The sequence below is a fragment of the Streptomyces narbonensis genome (assembly GCF_014649015.1).
GTDB lineage: Bacteria > Actinomycetota > Actinomycetes > Streptomycetales > Streptomycetaceae > Streptomyces > Streptomyces narbonensis.
Map to the genome: position 1 here is coordinate 445455 of NZ_BMSF01000003.1, position 15144 is coordinate 460598.

Here is a 15144-nt window from a genome sequence, read left to right on the forward strand (position 1 = left end):
TCGCTGACGTAGTCGTCGCCGTCCAGCTGACGGAGGGCACACCCCCGCACCGCCCGTAGAAGCGCCCCGGCGCCGGCTGCCTCCGGCACCCCCGTACAGGTGTGCGTGGCGTCGCCGTACAGTGGCATGGGCGCGAATGACGCATGGTGCCGAGCCGGCCCGGGATGATCCCCGGTCCCCGGTTCCCGGCACCCAGGAGGAGGCATGGCCGTGAGTGAGCTGCGATTCGTCCGCCTTGGTTTCGGCGCGGAAGCCGTCGAGTACCAGGTGGCCTGGGACAAGCAGCGCGAGGTGCACGCCGCGCGGTTCGCCGACGAGGCGCCCGATACCTGTCTGCTCCTGGAGCACCCGCCGGTCTACACGGCCGGCCGGCGCACGGCGGAGAACGAGCGACCGCTGGACGGGACGCCCGTCGTGGACGTCGACCGCGGCGGGAAGATCACCTGGCACGGCCCCGGCCAGCTCGTCGGCTACCCGATCATGAAGCTGCCCCGCCCGGTGGACGTCGTCGCACACGTCCGCCGCCTGGAGGACGCGCTGATCCGGACAGCCGCCGAGTTCGGTGTGGAGACGAGCCGGGTCGAGGGGCGCAGCGGCGTCTGGGTCCTCGGTGACCCGATCGAGCAGCGGCCCTCGTTCGGCGGGCTGAACCTCGACTTCGACCCCCGGCTCACCGACGAGGAGTTCGACCCCCGCCTGAACGGCCCCGAGTACGCGCCGTCCAACGCCGGCCAGCGCCGCGAGGACCGCAAGCTCGCCGCCATCGGCATCCGGGTCGCCAAGGGCGTCACCATGCACGGCTTCGCCCTCAACGTGAACCCGGACAACACCTGGTTCGACCGGATCATCCCCTGCGGCATCCGCGACGCGGGCGTCGCCTCGCTCGCGAACGAGCTGGGCCGGGACGTCACGATCGAGGAGGTGCTCCCGGTCGTGGAGCGCCATCTGCGGGAGGTCCTGGAACAGGCGGAGCTGAAGCCGCGCGAGATCGAGCGTCCGGCGGAGCCTGCTTCCGTCTGAGGCAGGGCCCGCTCGGGCACGGCCTCCGCAGGGGGCACGGCCTGAGGAATGCGGGGCTCTGGCCATGGGTTGGCCAGAGGTAAGGCATGGGAAGCAACGGGCGTACCCTGGTGTGCGCCGAAGAATCGAAGCTACAGGAGCCGATGTGTCCGCAGTCGCACCCGACGGACGCAAGATGCTGCGCCTGGAGGTCCGGAACGCCCAGACCCCCATCGAGCGTAAGCCCGAGTGGATCAAGACCCGCGCGAAGATGGGTCCCGAGTACACGAAGATGCAGGGCCTCGTGAAGAGCGAGGGCCTGCACACGGTCTGCCAGGAGGCGGGCTGTCCCAACATCTTCGAGTGCTGGGAGGACCGCGAGGCGACCTTCCTCATCGGCGGCGACCAGTGCACCCGGCGCTGCGACTTCTGCCAGATCGACACGGGCAAGCCCGAGGCGCTGGACCGTGACGAGCCGCGCCGCGTGGGCGAGTCGGTCGTCACGATGGACCTGAACTACGCCACGATCACCGGCGTCGCGCGCGACGACCTGGAGGACGGCGGCGCCTGGCTGTACGCGGAGACCGTGCGCCAGATCCACCAGCAGACGGCGGAGCGCGCCGACGGCCGCACCAAGGTCGAGCTGCTGGCCCCCGACTTCAACGCGGTCCCGGAGCTCCTGAAGGAGGTCTTCGACTCGCGCCCCGAGGTCTTCGCGCACAACGTCGAGACCGTCCCGCGGATCTTCAAGCGGATCCGTCCGGGCTTCCGCTACGAGCGCTCCCTCGACGTCATCACCCAGGCCCGTGACTACGGTCTGGTCACGAAGTCGAACCTGATCCTCGGCATGGGCGAGACCCGCGAAGAGGTCAGCGAGGCGCTCCGCCAGCTGCACGACGCGGGTTGCGAGCTCATCACGATCACGCAGTACCTGCGCCCCTCGGTCCGGCACCACCCCGTCGAGCGCTGGGTGAAGCCGCAGGAGTTCGTGGAGCTGAAGGACGAGGCCGACCAGATCGGTTTCTCCGGTGTGATGTCGGGCCCGCTGGTCCGGTCCTCGTACCGCGCGGGCCGGCTCTTCCAGCAGGCGATCGAGAAGCGCGGCGCGGTCGACAACGCCACGCAGGCGGTCTGACCGCTCCGGGATTGACCCACGGGTGCGCCCGAGGGTTCACGCACGAGGCCCTCGTGTGAATCCGAGCACAAGCAGTTACCGGTCAGTAATGGCCGGATCAGGCGCGGCCCGTACGCCCCCGCAGCTCAGCGGGGGCGTACGGGCCGCGTCGGCGTTCCCCCGATGCTCCGACCGGCCGCATCAACGTTTCATCAGTGTTTGACCACCGGGTCATGCCCTGGTAACACCGATCTGTGAGCGTGGATTCACTCACCGCCACCACTCGCTCACCACCCCCCGCCTCGTCTCATCCGCAATCGAGGGAGGACCCCGACATGCCGGCCGCATCGACGCACGTCCGCGTCACCGCGATCCCGTCCGTCACCGACGCCCTGAAGGCCGTGGAGGCCCTGCTGCTCGGCGCCGGGCAGCGCACCGCCCGGCGGAACGCCTGGACATCCGTCCTGGAGGACCGCCGCCACGCCAAGGACCGGGTCGAGGCCCAGCATGTGATGGAGGCCGCGTCTGGCCACGCTTCCCGGGCCACGTAAACTTCAGGACATGGCGAGGAAGGCAAACACGGGCAGCGCTGACGCTGCGAACCAGGGGCGGCTCAAGCAGATCGCCCTCACGTACAAGATGACCCGGAAGGCCGACCCGAAGGTCGGACTTGTCGTCGCAGGCGTGGGCATCGTCGTACTCGGTGTCCTCCTCGCGATCGGCTTCCTCATCGGTCATCCGGTCTATCTGGGCATCCTGGGCTTCGTCCTGGCGCTCCTGGCGGCGGCCATCGTCTTCGGGCGGCGTGCCGAGCGCGCGGCCTTCGGGCAGATGGAGGGCCAGCCGGGCGCGGCGGCGGCGGTGCTGCAGAACGTCGGGCGCGGCTGGACGACGACCCCCGCGGTCGCGATGAACCGCAGCCAGGACGTCGTGCACCGCGCGGTCGGCCGGGCGGGCATCGTGCTGGTGGCGGAAGGCAACCCGAACCGGGTGAAGACGCTGCTGGCGGCCGAGAAGAAGCGGATGAGCCGCGTCGTGGTGGACGTGCCGGTGCACGACCTCATCGTCGGCGACGGCGAGGGTCAGGTGCAGCTCAAGAAGCTGCGCACGACCATGCTCAAGCTGCCCCGCGTGCTCACCGGCCCGCAGGTCACCGCGGCCAACGACCGGCTGCGGGCGATGGGCGACCTGATGAGCAACATGCCGCTGCCGAAGGGTCCGATGCCCAAGGGCATGAAGATGCCGCGCGGCGGAAAGATGCGCTGAGCCGCAGACGCGCTGAGCGGTGAGACGCGCTGACGCGCCCGACCGAACACAGGAGAAGGGCCCCGGACCACACGGTCCGGGGCCCTTCTCGCTGCGCAGCGGCAGGCGCGGTCAGATGCGGACCTGGACGGCGCCGGAGAGGCGGTCGTGGAGGCCGCGGCCGTCGCGGTCCCAGATCAGGGCCGGAACGGCGAGGCAGACGAGTACGGAGCGGACGGCCACGCGCCAGAGGCTCAGCCGGCCGCCGTTCGCCGAGACGACCACCAGGCCGAAGAGGCGCTTGCCGGGCGTCGAGCCGATGGTGCCGACGGTCAGCACGCTCAGGACGAGCAGGAGGCCGAGCGCCCAGTTGCTGGTCGCCTGGCTGTAGCTGTCGGTGATCAAGCCGTATGCGATCAGAAGGCACAGGGCCCAGTCGACGGCGAGGGCGCCGAGCCGGCGGCCCGGGCGGGCGATCGAGCCGGGCCCCTCCTCGGGCAGTCCCAGCTGCTGACCCCGGTATCCGAAGTCCACGCCTGCTTGCTCCGCCGCGGCACGGGGGCCGGAGAGCCACGATCCGAGTGCTTGCCTGTTGTCCACCCGACCACGGTACTGCGCCCGTTTTCGATCACTTCCGTCCGGGTCGGCGTAGCTGCGTCACTGCGCGCCGCACACCCGCTCCGGTTAACTTCGACGAAACAAATGGGTCATGCTTGAGAAATCCCGTCTGCCTATGGTCGGGTCCAGCGTGTGCCACCGCACTGGCCGCACGACCGAGCTGCAACCCCGCCCCTCCCCGGGCCGGGAGTAGGAGGAGTTGGATGTCCGAGAAGCACGGGTTCCAGAACGCCGACGAGGTCAACAAGTTCATCAAGGACAACGACGTCAAGATGGTCGACGTCCGGTTCTGCGACCTTCCGGGCGTGATGCAGCACTTCACGATCCCGGCGACGGCCTTCGACCCGGCGGAGGAGCTCGCCTTCGACGGCTCGTCGATCCGCGGCTTCCAGGCGATCCACGAGTCCGACATGGCGCTCCGCGCCGACCTGTCGACGGCCCGTGTGGACCCCTTCCGCCGCGACAAGACGCTGAACATCAACTTCTTCATCCACGACCCGATCACGGGCGAGCAGTACAGCCGTGACCCGCGGAACATCGCGAAGAAGGCCGAGGCGTACCTCGCCTCCACCGGCATCGCCGACACCGCGTACTTCGGCCCCGAGGCGGAGTTCTACGTCTTCGACTCGGTGCGCTTCGAGACCTCGGCGAACCAGGGCTTCTACCACATCGACTCCGAGGCCGGCGCCTGGAACACCGGTGCGGAGGAGAACAACCGCGGCTACAAGGTCCGCTACAAGGGCGGCTACTTCCCGGCCCCGCCGGTCGACCACTTCGCCGACCTGCGCTCCGAGATCTCCCTGGAGCTGGAGAACGTCGGCCTCCAGGTCGAGCGCCAGCACCACGAGGTCGGCACCGCCGGCCAGGCCGAGATCAACTACAAGTTCAACACGCTGCTCGCCGCGGCCGACGACCTGATGCTCTTCAAGTACATCGTGAAGAACGTCGCCTGGCGCAACGGCAAGACCGCGACCTTCATGCCGAAGCCGATCTTCGGCGACAACGGCTCGGGCATGCACGTCCACCAGTCGCTGTGGGCCAACGGCGACCCGCTGTTCTACGACGAGACGGGCTACGCGGGCCTCTCGGACACCGCCCGCTACTACATCGGCGGCATCCTCAAGCACGCCCCGTCGCTGCTCGCCTTCACCAACCCGACGGTGAACTCGTACCACCGCCTGGTCCCGGGCTTCGAGGCCCCGGTCAACATGGTGTACTCGCAGCGCAACCGCTCCGCCGCCATGCGCATCCCGATCACGGGCTCGAACCCGAAGGCCAAGCGCGTCGAGTTCCGCGCGCCGGACCCGTCCTCGAACCCGTACCTCGCCTTCTCGGCGCTGCTCCTCGCTGGCCTCGACGGCGTGAAGAACAAGATCGAGCCGGCGGAGCCGATCGACAAGGACCTGTACGAGCTCGCTCCCGAGGAGCACGCCAACGTCCAGCAGGTCCCGACCAACCTGGAGGCCGTCCTCCACGCGCTCGAGGACGACAACGAGTACCTGCAGGCCGGTGGCGTCTTCACGTCCGACCTGATCGAGACCTGGATCGACTACAAGCGCACCCACGAGATCGCCCCGATCCAGCTGCGCCCGCACCCGCACGAGTTCGAGCTCTACTTCGACCTCTAGGCCGTACCGCGCGAGACCGCGCGAGCGAGGTGTCACGAGGCCCGTCGTCCCCTTTCGAGGGGGCGGCGGGCCTCGCCGCTTTCCGGCCAGGATTCCGGCCAAGATCACGAAAAGGCGAACAGCTGACGAACTATGTCACCTACCTACGGGTAGGGCTGTTCACGCTCCGCGACCGGCCGATAGCTTGTCGTCGTCGCTGCCGCCACACCCGGAGCACGGGGCTCCGCTGGGACTAGCTGGCGCGATGAGGACTCCCTACGTGACTCAGGCGGCTTTCGCCCCTGCCGAGACGCTCCGACTCCAGCCGTACACCGACCACTGCCGCGTCATCGCCGACGAAGGCGCTCATGTGGTCATCGGCGTCTCTCCGGGAAACAGTTATTTCACCGCCCAGCGACTGCGCGAGCTGACGCGCTGGGGCTTGGACCACTTCGATCAGGTCGATCTCGTCTACACCGATCTGCATGTCGCCGACATGTACGAGTCGCTGGGGTACGGGGCCGACGAGGCACGGCGGAAGGCCGTCAAGAACCTGCGGGGGGTGCGGGCCAAGGTCGGAGCGGCGGCGGCCGAGGCCGATCCCACCGGGGTACGGGTACGGGGCCGCGGGATGTCCGAGTTCCAGGACGTGCCGGCGTACCAGGAACTGCACCGCCAGGTCGTGGCGGCCGTCGCCGGGGACCCGGTGGTCCGGGAGACCTGTGACGCGCTCACCGGGATCTTCCTGGCCGGGAAGCTGACGGCGGGGCAGGAGGCGAGCGATCTCCAGAAGGAGGTGTGCCGGGCGTACATCTGTGCCGAGGTGCCGCTGTTCCTGGACACGCCCGCGATCCTCGGGGTGCCGTCCTCGCTCAACTGCTACCACCAGGCCCTGCCGCTGGCCGACCTGCTCTACGCCCGGGGTACCGGGCTGCGTGCCTCCCGCAACCAGGGGCACGGCATCCTCACGCCCGTCGACGCCGACGCGTCCGCCGAAGGAGACCCCCGATGACCGTGGTCATGACCAACGAGCCGACCGCGTTCCCCTTCGACTGGGACGGGACCCGGCTGCCCGCCGAGATCGAGGCGCTGCGCGACGAGCCGGTCCGTAAGGTCCGCACGATCGCCGGGGCCGAGGCCTGGCTGGTCTCCTCGTACGAGCTGTGCAAGCAGGTCCTGGAGGGGCCGCAGTTCAGCCTGAAGGACACCTCGGCGCCGGGCGTGCCGCGGCAGTACGCGCTGACGATCCCGCCGCACGTCGTGAACAACATGGGCAACATCACCGGGGCGGGGCTGCGGAAGGCCGTCATGAAGGCGATCAACCCGAAGGCCCCGGGCCTGGAGGAGTGGCTGCGGGCGCGGGCCGGGGCCCTGGTGGACGCGATGGTCGCCGAGGGTGCGCCCGGGGACCTGCGGAGCGCCTACGCCGACCCGTACTCGGCGGGGCTGCACTGCCGGATGCTGGGCATCCCGGAGGAGGACGGGGCGCGGCTGATGCGCAGCCTGGACGTCGCCTTCATGAACGCCCCGCACGAGATCGAGGCGGCCCGGCTCCACTGGGACCGGGACATCGCCTACATGACCGAGCGCCTCGACGATCCGACGACGGGCGGGCTGATGGCGGAGCTCGCGGCGCTGCGCGAGGATCCCGAGTACGCGCACCTGACCGACGAGATGCTGGCGACGGTGGGCGTGACGCTGTTCGGCGCCGGGGTGATCTCCACCGCCGGGTTCCTGGCGATGGCGCTCGTGTCGGTGCTGACCCGGCCGGACGTGCGGGAGGCGCTGACCGCCGCCGGCCCGGGCGGGGTCGCCGGTGCGATGGACGAGCTGCTGCGGGTGAACCTGTCGATCGGCGACGGGCTGCCGCGGCTGGCCATGGAGGACGTGCGGCTCGGCGACGTCGACGTGCGGGCCGGTGAGCTGGTCCTGGTGCTGGTGGAGGCAGCGAACCACGATCCGGAGCGCTTCCCGGACCCGCTGGCCTTCCGGCCGGACCGGGAGAACGCCGCCGATCACCTCTCCTTCGGCGGCGGGCGGCACTACTGCCCGGCGACGGCGCTCGGCAAGCGGCACGCCGAGATCGCCCTGGAGACGCTCCTCGACCGGCTGCCGGAGCTGCGGCTCGCGGTGCCGGTCGAACAGCTGGTGTGGCGCACCAACTTCATGAAGCGGCTCCCCGAGCGGCTGCCGGCGGCCTGGTAGCCGTCGGGATCCGACGACGGCGCTGCCCGGCCCCGGCCCGCCCCGGGCCCGGGCAGCGCCCCTCCGGGGTCAGCGGCCGTAGCGGATCAGGGCGCGGACCATGCGGCAGGTGGTGTCGGACGGCGGGTGGATGCCGATGTCGGCGGCCGTCGTACGTATCGTCGCGTTCGTGGCCTTCGACGGGACGTAGACGCCGGCGTCGAGGAGGGCGATCGCGAGACGCATGGCCTTCAGACGGCGGTTGTGCGTCACGTACCACTCGCGGGGGCGGCCCGCGGGAAGCGGCTTCCGCTGGAGCGGCTTCCAGGGTTCGAGGGACGGCGTCCGGATCACGGCCAGAGCCATGGGCTACCTCCTGGCGAACGATGGGGTGCGGGCCCTCCCCGGGACCCTCACCTTCACCCCCTATTTTAGAGGCCCCCACTGACAATCGCCCCTGGCCAGGCAGGGTTTGGGGGGTGGTGGAGAGCGGTCTGGGGGGTACCGTGTGGGGCATGGAGATCTGGATCAATCCCGCCTGTTCCAAGTGCCGCAGCGCCCTCACCCTGCTCGACGCGGAGGGCGCCGACTACACCGTCCGGCGCTACCTGGAGGACGTGCCCTCGCCCGAGGAGATCCGACAGGTCCTCGACCGGCTCGGGCTCGAACCGTGGGACATCACACGGACCCAGGAGGCCGTCGCCAAGGAGCTCGGGGTGAAGGAATGGCCCCGGGACGAGGCGAACCGGGACCGGTGGGTCGAGGCGCTCGCCGGGCACCCCAAGCTGATCCAGCGGCCGATCATCACGGCGGAGGACGGCACGGCCGTCGTGGCCCGGTCGGAGGAGGCCGTGCGGGACGCCCTGTCACGTTGAGCCGTACGAGCGAAGGGGAGCCTGGAGGACGTGCGGTGAACGGGACGGTGGACGGCAGGCCCGGCGGGCTCGGGGTCGACCTGCATCTGGAGCTCGGCGCCGGCGGCAGCCGGCGGGCCGTGCTCACCGAGGCCCTGCGCGAGGCCGTGCGCGGCGGGCGGCTGGCGCCCGGGACCCTGCTGCCGCCCTACCGGTCGCTCGCCGCCGACCTCGGGATCGCCCGCAACACCGTCGCCGACGCCTATGCAGAGCTGGTCGCCGAGGGCTGGCTGACCTCCCGCCAGGGTTCCGGGACCCGGGTGGCCGAGCGCGTCCTCGCCCCCGCCCCCGGACCGGCCCGGCCCGTGGCCCCGGCGGCGCTCCCGTACGACCTCGTCCAGGGCAAGCCCGACCCGGGCGCCTTCCCGCGCTCGGCCTGGCTGGCGGCCGCCCGGCGGGCGCTGACCGCCGCACCCCACGAGGCCTTCGGCGTCGGGGACCCGCGCGGCCGGATCGAACTGCGCCGGGCCCTCGCCGCGTACCTCGCACGGGTCCGGGGCGTACGGACCACCCCGGACCGGATCGTGGTCTGCTCGGGCACCGCGCACGCCCTGCGGCTCCTCGCACGCGTGCCCCTGGCGACGAACGCTCGAGAGAAGCCCGCCCGTCAGACGGCTGCCCGCAAGGCGCCGCCCCGGCCCTGGGCCGTCGAGGCCTACGGACTCCCCTACCACCAGGGGCTGCTGGGCGAGGCGGGCATCCACACGCTGCCCCTGGCCGTCGACGAGGACGGGGCCCGCATCGCGGAGATCCCCCCGGAGGCGGGCACCGTCCTGCTCACCCCCGCCCACCAGTTCCCCACCGGCGGGCCGCTCCACCCCGAGCGCCGGGCCGGCGTCCTGGAGTGGGCGCGCCGCTCCGGCGGGCTCGTCGTGGAGGACGACTACGACGGCGAGTTCCGCTACGACCGGCGGCCGGTCGGCGCCGTCCAGAGCCTCGACCCCGACCGGACCGTCCTCCTCGGCTCCGTCAGCAAGAGCCTCTCCCCCGCACTGCGGATCGGCTGGATGTGCCTGCCGGAGGCCCTCGTGGACGGCGTCCTCGAAGCGAAGGGCGTGCGCGAACCCCACACCTCGGCGACGGAGCAGCTCACCCTCGCGGAGTTCGTCGAATCCGGCGCGTACGACCGGCACGTCCGGCGGATGCGCCAGCAGCACCGCGTGCGCCGCGACCGGCTGGCCTCGGTGCTCGCGGAGCGCGTGCCGCGGGTGCGGGTGACCGGTCTCTCCGCCGGGCTGCACGCCCTCGTGGAGCTGCCCCCGGGCACGGAGCGGGCGGCCGTCGCCGCCGCGGCCCGGCACGGGGTCGCCGTGGAGGGCCTCGCCGACTACCGGCACCCGGAGGCACTGGGCCCGGCCCTCCCCGACGGCCTCGTCGTCGGCTACGCCACACCGCCGGACCGGCTGTACCCGGCCGCGCTGGAGGCGCTGTGTCAGGCCCTGTCCACCGCGCTCTGAGCGGCGAGCCGCTCCGCCTCCGTCAGGATCTCGGTCAGCCGCAGGCCGAAGCGGGCGTCGCACGCGTGCGGCTCGCCCGTGCGGGCCGCCGTGAGCAGGGCGTCCACGGCCGCGCCGAAGGCGTCCACCGCTCCTCCCCAGCGGGGCAGTTCGGCCCGGCCCTCGGCGCCGTGCAGCGAGAGCGTCACCTCCGCCGCTTCCGGCGGGGCGCTCAGGGTCAGCGTGGCCGTGCTGCTCGCGCCCGAGCCGTGGCGCAGGACCAGGTGGTGGGTGTCCGCCGGGCCCGCCACGGCCGTGATCGCGGTGACGTCGCCGAGGACCGGCAGATAGACCGAGAGGACGTGCGGGCCGACGTCCCACAGCCCGCCCTTCTCCCGACGCCACGGGGAGTCCGCGTACACGCTGGCGGAGCCCGGCCCGTAGAGCGAGCCCAGCCAGTGCGCCTCGCCCAGGAGCCAGCCGCCCGCCGCCTGCCGCTCCTCGATCCAGCGGGCCGTCTCCTCCGCGAAGCGCAGCGTGCAGAACACCACCGAGGCGACCCCGGCCTCCTCGACGGCCTCGGCCACCTCCCTGGCCCCCGCCACGGTCGTGGCCACCGGCTTGTCGAGCAGGACGTGACAGCCGGCCCGCGCCGCCCGCACCGCCAAGGGGGCCTGGACGTCCGGCGGGAGCGCGAAGGCCACGGCGTCGCTGGCCGCGAAGAGGGCGTCCACGTCGTCGTACGCGCGCGTGCCGGACGCGGCGGCGAGCTCCTCCGCGGCCTCCGCACGTCTGCCCCACACTCCGCTGAACTCGACGCCCGGATGCCCGGCGAGCGCGGGCGCGTGCGTACGGCCGGCCCAGGGGCCGGTGCCGAGGAGTCCGATGCGGGGCTTCGCGCCCAGGTACTTCGCCATGGCCCCAGTCTGCCGGGTGCCTCTGACAGCGAGGGGCGGCGAGGTGACCTGTCCGGGCACGCCCGTAATCCGCTGGCAGGCCCCCCCCATCCCGGTGCTAGCTTTCCCCCGCCGGCCGCGGGACTTCGGTGCGACTTCCGGAACCTGCCTGTCAACTTGACCCGGCCCTGAAGGACCGGGCTTGGAGGTAGCGCCCAACTGGCTGTTGGGTTGACTCCTCCGTCCAGACACCCCTATGGGATGGCAGGAGCGCGTGACTCACGCCCCGCGGTCCACACGGTCTCGCCTTTACGGCGGATGTTGTGGGACGCGTTGTCATCCGCGTGCATGAGGGCCCCGCAGGACCGGCACGCGAACGTCGCTTGATCGACACGGTTCTTCCGGTCGATGTAGCCGCACTCGGAGCACTGCTGACTGGTGTAGGCCGGATCGACGTACACCAGCGGTACCCCGACCCGCCTGGCCTTGTACTCAACGAAGGCGGCGAGCTGGTGGAAGCCCCACGAATGCAGAGAGGTCCGCTGGTCCTTGCGGTGCCGTACCCGGCTTCGGATGCCTGTGAGGTCTTCGAGGGCGATACCGGAGCCGGTGCGTTCAGCGGTGGTGACGATGGTCTTCGAGACGACGTGGTTGACGTGGGCGGTGTGCCGGGCTTCCTTGCGGGACCGCTTCTTGAGCAGGCGCTTGGCGGACTTGGTGCCCTTGGCCTGGAGCTTCTCCCGCAGGGCGAGCTGTCGTTTCCGGTAGCGGTTCAGGCCGCGCCCGGCGGCCCGGTAGCCGGTGGACGTGGTGGCGATGTTCACGATCCCGAGGTCGACGCCGATGAACCCTAGGGGCTCGTACTGCTCGGCCTCGGGGATGTCGCAGACGGCAACCAGGTAGAACACGCCATCGCGTTCGACCAGGTCGGACTCGCCCTTGCGGTACTCGCAGAGCATCTTCAGCGCTTTTGGGGAGCAGGTGAAGCGGACGTTCCTGAGCCGTCCGGCCGTCGTCCAGATCGACACCGTCCCGGCGTCGTACTGCCAGGACAGGCACCGGTCGTCGTACGGCTGCGCGGCCTCGGGCCGGAAGGCGATCGGCTTCGACTCCGCCCTGACACGGCGCTTCGACCCCGGCAGCGTACCGCCCACGCGGTCTTCACAACCGCCGGGGCTCGCCGGAGAGGTCCTGCGGGTGTGGCGTACGCGGCTCGACGCCGAGCGCCGGACGAGCGTCGTGCACCTCAACCCCGTATACGACGCCGAGGGCTTCGACGTGCGCCGGCTGGCGCCGAGCGTGCCGACGGCGGGGATCCGGGACGCGGAGGATCTGGCGGCCCTGGTGGAGATCGCGCAGTTCGCCGAGGGGCGGACGGGCTTCGCGGAGCTGGGCGCCTACCTGGACCGTCGCGTGGAGCTGTTCCTGAAGGAGGCCGGGGGATGACGCGGATCGATCTGACCGGGCTCGACCTCCGGCCGGCGCAGGTGTGGGGCGGGGTGCGGATCGTGCCGCTGGTGCGGGACGAGCCGGTGGCCGGGCTGCGGCTGCGCCGGGAGCTGTACGAGGGCTCGGGGCTCACCACCGTGGACCTCGGCGACCGGACGACCTACACCTCGTACGTCCCGCACGGCTTCGTCGCCGACTGGACGGGACCGGGGGCGGGGGCGGGCGCGGAGAAGGGCGCCGAGTCCGCCGCCTACGGGACCCTGCTCGGCGGCGAGGGAGCACCCCCGTGCGTGCCCGTGCGCCGGCTGCACCGGCTGGCCAAGCGGCGGCAGGGCGAGCGGCGGCTGCGTTTCCTGCCGCTCCACCTCGCCCTCGACGGCTATCTCGCGCTGCACTTCGGCGGCCCGTCCGTGGTCTGGGACGACTGGTCCCGCAAGGCCCTCAAGCAGGGCCTGTCGCCGCGCGCCGAGGCGGCTTACGCGGGCTGGGCGGTGCCCGGGCTCACGGAGGCGCTGCGGATCTTCGAGCTCCACCCGGGCCAGTCCGGGATGCTCCTGTACGTGGCCGACGCCCTGGCCGCGGCCTTCGTCGTCCCGCACCCGGACGACTACCGCGTGCTGCATCCGACGCTCGTCGAGGACCTGTACGGCGAGCTGGTCCACCAGTACGCGTACTTCGGCGGGCCGGTGCCGGAGTTCACGGCGCGGATCCGGGACGGCGCCGGCGGCATCCGGACGCTCGCGGACCTGCGGGCGGCGGCGCGCGCGCAGGAGCGGGCCTGGGCGGAGGCGCACGACGGGCTGATGGCGCGCGACCTCCTGGAGACCTCGTACGCCTACGACCGGGTGTACCGGATGGGGGGCTTCGACCTGTACCGGTTCCTGCCGCCCTTCCTGCGGGACGGGCGGGAGCAGCACATCGGCGAGCTGATCACCGACCACAAGGGGCGGACGGCCCATCTGAAGACCTTCCGGCTCTCCGACAAGCAGGTCCGGAAGGGCCACCTGCTGCAGCGGCTCGCGGGCCACGACTGGCACCTGGAGAAGACGGCGCAGGCGCTCGGCACCTCGTACGCGGAGATCGTGCGGCGGATCGAGGCGGCGGGGCTCGGCGGCCTGCTCGACGCGCAGGTCGTCGCACGGCGCAGGCGGGAAGAAGAGGAAGGCTGAGTAACACGGGGTTCACAAACGGGCAACCGTCGGGAAATCCCGTGTTGCGAAGCTGCGACCGGACACCGAACACGACACCGCAGCTTCTCGCAGCGCCGCGAGCCGCCGCGCACCCGCAGCAGCACGCTCAAAGGATGAGTCCCGTGACCTTCAAGGCTGAGTACATCTGGATCGACGGCACCGAGCCGACCGCGAAGCTTCGTTCCAAGACGAAGATCATCGTGAGCGGTGGCGCCGCGCTCGACGAGCTGCCGATCTGGGGCTTCGACGGTTCCAGCACGAACCAGGCCAAGGGCCACGCCTCGGACCGCGTCCTCAAGCCGGTCTTCGTCTGCCCCGACCCGATCCGCGGCGGCGACGACATCCTGGTGCTGTGCGAGGTCCTCAACACGGACATGACGCCGCACGAGTCCAACACGCGTGCCGCGCTCGCCGAGGTCGCCACCAAGTACGCCGCGCAGGAGCCGATCTTCGGCATCGAGCAGGAGTACACCTTCTTCGACGGCGAGCGTCCGCTCGGCTTCCCGGTCGGCGGCTTCCCGGCCCCGCAGGGCGGCTACTACTGCGGTGTCGGCGCCGACGAGATCTTCGGCCGTGACATCGTCGAGGCGCACCTGGAGAACTGCCTCACCGCGGGTCTGGGCATCTCCGGCATCAACGCCGAGGTCATGCCGGGCCAGTGGGAGTTCCAGGTCGGCCCGCTGGCGCCGCTCACGGTCTCGGACCAGCTGTGGGTCGCCCGCTGGCTGCTGTACCGCACGGCGGAGGACTTCAAGGTCTCCGCGACGCTGGACCCGAAGCCGGTGAAGGGTGACTGGAACGGCGCGGGCGCGCACACCAACTTCTCCACCAAGGCGATGCGTGAGGGCTACGACGCGATCATCACCGCCGCCGAGTCCCTCGGCGAGGGCTCGAAGCCGCTCGACCACGTCAAGAACTACGGCGCCGGCATCGACGACCGTCTGACGGGTCTGCACGAGACCGCCCCGTGGGACAAGTACTCCTACGGCGTCTCGGACCGCGGCGCCTCGGTCCGCATCCCGTGGCAGGTCGAGCAGGACCAGAAGGGCTACATCGAGGACCGCCGCCCGAACGCGAACGTGGACCCGTACGTGGTGACCCGCCTGCTGGTGGACACCTGCTGCGAGGCCCTGGAGAAGGCCGGCCAGGTCTGATCCCAGCCCGTCCGATCCGCGTCCCGGATCGACGCGCAGGCACCTCGGAAGAGGCGCCCACCGTTTCACACGGTGGGCGCCTCTTTTCGTCATGTGGGACGGATGACACGGGGTTTGGCCGACGAAAGGCTCGTCGGGGGCATTCCCTTCTGGTTCAATAGGGATATGGCCACAACGAAGAACGAGACCGCGACGGGTCGTGACGACCTGGAGCCGTTCTGGCCGTCCCGGCAGCACGACGACTTCGACCGGGTCTGTTGCCGCGCGAGGAACGCGTCGGCCCTCTAAAGCCCCGATCGGTACGGTCCGATCCCAGGCCTTCGGCCGACGCGCACGAC

15 protein-coding genes and 2 pseudogenes are annotated in these 15144 nt (G+C 71.2%); 13 read left to right on the forward strand and 4 right to left on the reverse strand.

Going from position 1 to position 15144, the window contains the following annotated elements:
- Positions 1-210 precede the first annotated feature (210 nt).
- The 4 genes from lipB (at position 211) to IE124_RS08025 (ending at position 3379) form a co-directional block, all read left to right on the forward strand.
- A complete protein-coding gene (gene lipB, locus IE124_RS08010) occupies positions 211-1020 on the forward strand; it encodes a lipoyl(octanoyl) transferase LipB (protein ID WP_189506247.1) in 810 nt (269 codons plus the stop codon).
- A gap of 145 nt (positions 1021-1165) precedes the next feature.
- Positions 1166-2134, forward strand: a complete 969-nt coding sequence (gene lipA / locus IE124_RS08015; RefSeq protein ID WP_150270992.1) for a lipoyl synthase — start codon at positions 1166-1168, stop codon at positions 2132-2134.
- A 314-nt stretch (positions 2135-2448) separates the two neighbouring features.
- Positions 2449-2664 carry an SCO2195 family GlnR-regulated protein gene (locus tag IE124_RS08020; protein WP_141295984.1) on the forward strand — a complete coding sequence of 72 codons (216 nt, stop codon included), beginning with the start codon at positions 2449-2451 and terminating at the stop codon, positions 2662-2664.
- Positions 2665-2674: 10 nt separating this feature from the next.
- On the forward strand, positions 2675-3379 hold the full coding sequence (locus IE124_RS08025; protein ID WP_055643958.1) for a DUF4191 domain-containing protein: 705 nt from the start codon (positions 2675-2677) through the stop codon (positions 3377-3379).
- A gap of 111 nt (positions 3380-3490) precedes the next feature.
- On the opposite strand, the gene IE124_RS08030 is transcribed toward IE124_RS08025, so the two are convergent.
- The gene (locus IE124_RS08030; protein ID WP_189506249.1) at positions 3491-3958 is read right to left on the reverse strand and encodes an RDD family protein; all 468 of its coding nucleotides are present in this window, start codon (positions 3956-3958) and stop codon (positions 3491-3493) included.
- A gap of 221 nt (positions 3959-4179) precedes the next feature.
- Between IE124_RS08030 and glnA the strand changes: the two genes are divergently transcribed.
- From glnA to IE124_RS08045, 3 genes are all read left to right on the forward strand, one after another.
- Complete coding sequence (glnA, locus tag IE124_RS08035) at positions 4180-5604, forward strand: type I glutamate--ammonia ligase (RefSeq protein ID WP_150270986.1); 1425 nt, start codon at positions 4180-4182, stop codon at positions 5602-5604.
- Positions 5605-5863: 259 nt separating this feature from the next.
- The gene (locus tag IE124_RS08040) at positions 5864-6595 is read left to right on the forward strand and encodes a cyclodityrosine synthase (RefSeq protein WP_189506251.1); all 732 of its coding nucleotides are present in this window, start codon (positions 5864-5866) and stop codon (positions 6593-6595) included.
- Positions 6592-7788, forward strand: coding sequence for a cytochrome P450 (locus IE124_RS08045; protein ID WP_229832254.1), 1197 nt, complete (start codon positions 6592-6594; stop codon positions 7786-7788). Before IE124_RS08040 ends, IE124_RS08045 begins: the two co-directional genes overlap by 4 nt.
- Before the next feature lie 69 nt (positions 7789-7857).
- On the opposite strand, the gene IE124_RS08050 is transcribed toward IE124_RS08045, so the two are convergent.
- Entirely contained in the window at positions 7858-8133 is a 276-nt protein-coding gene (locus IE124_RS08050) for a hypothetical protein (protein ID WP_024758496.1), read from the reverse strand.
- A 149-nt stretch (positions 8134-8282) separates the two neighbouring features.
- Here IE124_RS08050 and IE124_RS08055 point away from each other — a divergent pair, with 149 nt between their 5' ends.
- Together IE124_RS08055 and pdxR are read left to right on the forward strand one after the other, a co-directional pair.
- Entirely contained in the window at positions 8283-8642 is a 360-nt protein-coding gene (locus IE124_RS08055; RefSeq protein ID WP_189506253.1) for an ArsC/Spx/MgsR family protein, read from the forward strand.
- 35 nt (positions 8643-8677) lie between these two features.
- Positions 8678-10138: a MocR-like pyridoxine biosynthesis transcription factor PdxR gene (pdxR, locus tag IE124_RS08060; protein WP_189506255.1), complete on the forward strand. Its 1461-nt coding sequence runs from the start codon at positions 8678-8680 to the stop codon at positions 10136-10138.
- On the opposite strand, the gene IE124_RS08065 is transcribed toward pdxR, so the two are convergent.
- Both IE124_RS08065 and IE124_RS08070 read right to left on the reverse strand, forming a co-directional pair.
- Positions 10114-11034, reverse strand: a complete 921-nt coding sequence (locus tag IE124_RS08065; RefSeq protein ID WP_189506257.1) for a Gfo/Idh/MocA family protein — start codon at positions 11032-11034, stop codon at positions 10114-10116. The two genes, pdxR and IE124_RS08065, sit on opposite strands and share 25 nt — an antisense overlap.
- Before the next feature lie 233 nt (positions 11035-11267).
- Positions 11268-12152: pseudogene (locus IE124_RS08070) on the reverse strand (RNA-guided endonuclease InsQ/TnpB family protein); the annotation flags it as partial.
- A 28-nt stretch (positions 12153-12180) separates the two neighbouring features.
- Between IE124_RS08070 and IE124_RS08075 the strand changes: the two are divergent.
- The 4 genes and pseudogenes from IE124_RS08075 to IE124_RS35315 all read left to right on the forward strand — a co-directional run.
- Positions 12181-12459: pseudogene (locus IE124_RS08075) on the forward strand (hypothetical protein); the annotation flags it as partial.
- Positions 12456-13631, forward strand: a complete 1176-nt coding sequence (locus IE124_RS08080) for an ARPP-2 domain-containing protein (protein WP_189506259.1) — start codon at positions 12456-12458, stop codon at positions 13629-13631. The pseudogene IE124_RS08075 and the gene IE124_RS08080, both read left to right, overlap by 4 nt.
- Before the next feature lie 143 nt (positions 13632-13774).
- Positions 13775-14806, forward strand: a complete 1032-nt coding sequence (gene glnII, locus IE124_RS08085) for a glutamine synthetase (RefSeq protein WP_189506261.1) — start codon at positions 13775-13777, stop codon at positions 14804-14806.
- 165 nt (positions 14807-14971) lie between these two features.
- On the forward strand, positions 14972-15094 hold the full coding sequence (locus tag IE124_RS35315) for a hypothetical protein (protein WP_099054277.1): 123 nt from the start codon (positions 14972-14974) through the stop codon (positions 15092-15094).
- The last annotated feature ends 50 nt before the right edge of the window (positions 15095-15144 follow it).

Bases quoted from the DNA above. Each gene is read 5' to 3' on its own strand.
- IE124_RS08080 (WP_189506259.1), top strand. From the start codon at position 12,456: ATGACGCGGATCGATCTGACCGGGCTCGACCTCCGGCCGGCGCAGGTG.
- IE124_RS08025 (WP_055643958.1), top strand. From the start codon at position 2,675: ATGGCGAGGAAGGCAAACACGGGCAGCGCTGACGCTGCGAACCAGGGG.
- IE124_RS08020 (WP_141295984.1), top strand. From the start codon at position 2,449: ATGCCGGCCGCATCGACGCACGTCCGCGTCACCGCGATCCCGTCCGTC.
- glnA (WP_150270986.1), top strand. From the start codon at position 4,180: ATGTCCGAGAAGCACGGGTTCCAGAACGCCGACGAGGTCAACAAGTTC.
- IE124_RS08045 (WP_229832254.1), top strand. From the start codon at position 6,592: ATGACCGTGGTCATGACCAACGAGCCGACCGCGTTCCCCTTCGACTGG.
- IE124_RS35315 (WP_099054277.1), top strand. From the start codon at position 14,972: ATGGCCACAACGAAGAACGAGACCGCGACGGGTCGTGACGACCTGGAG.
- IE124_RS08055 (WP_189506253.1), top strand. From the start codon at position 8,283: ATGGAGATCTGGATCAATCCCGCCTGTTCCAAGTGCCGCAGCGCCCTC.
- IE124_RS08050 (WP_024758496.1), bottom strand. From the start codon at position 8,133: ATGGCTCTGGCCGTGATCCGGACGCCGTCCCTCGAACCCTGGAAGCCG.
- IE124_RS08065 (WP_189506257.1), bottom strand. From the start codon at position 11,034: ATGGCGAAGTACCTGGGCGCGAAGCCCCGCATCGGACTCCTCGGCACC.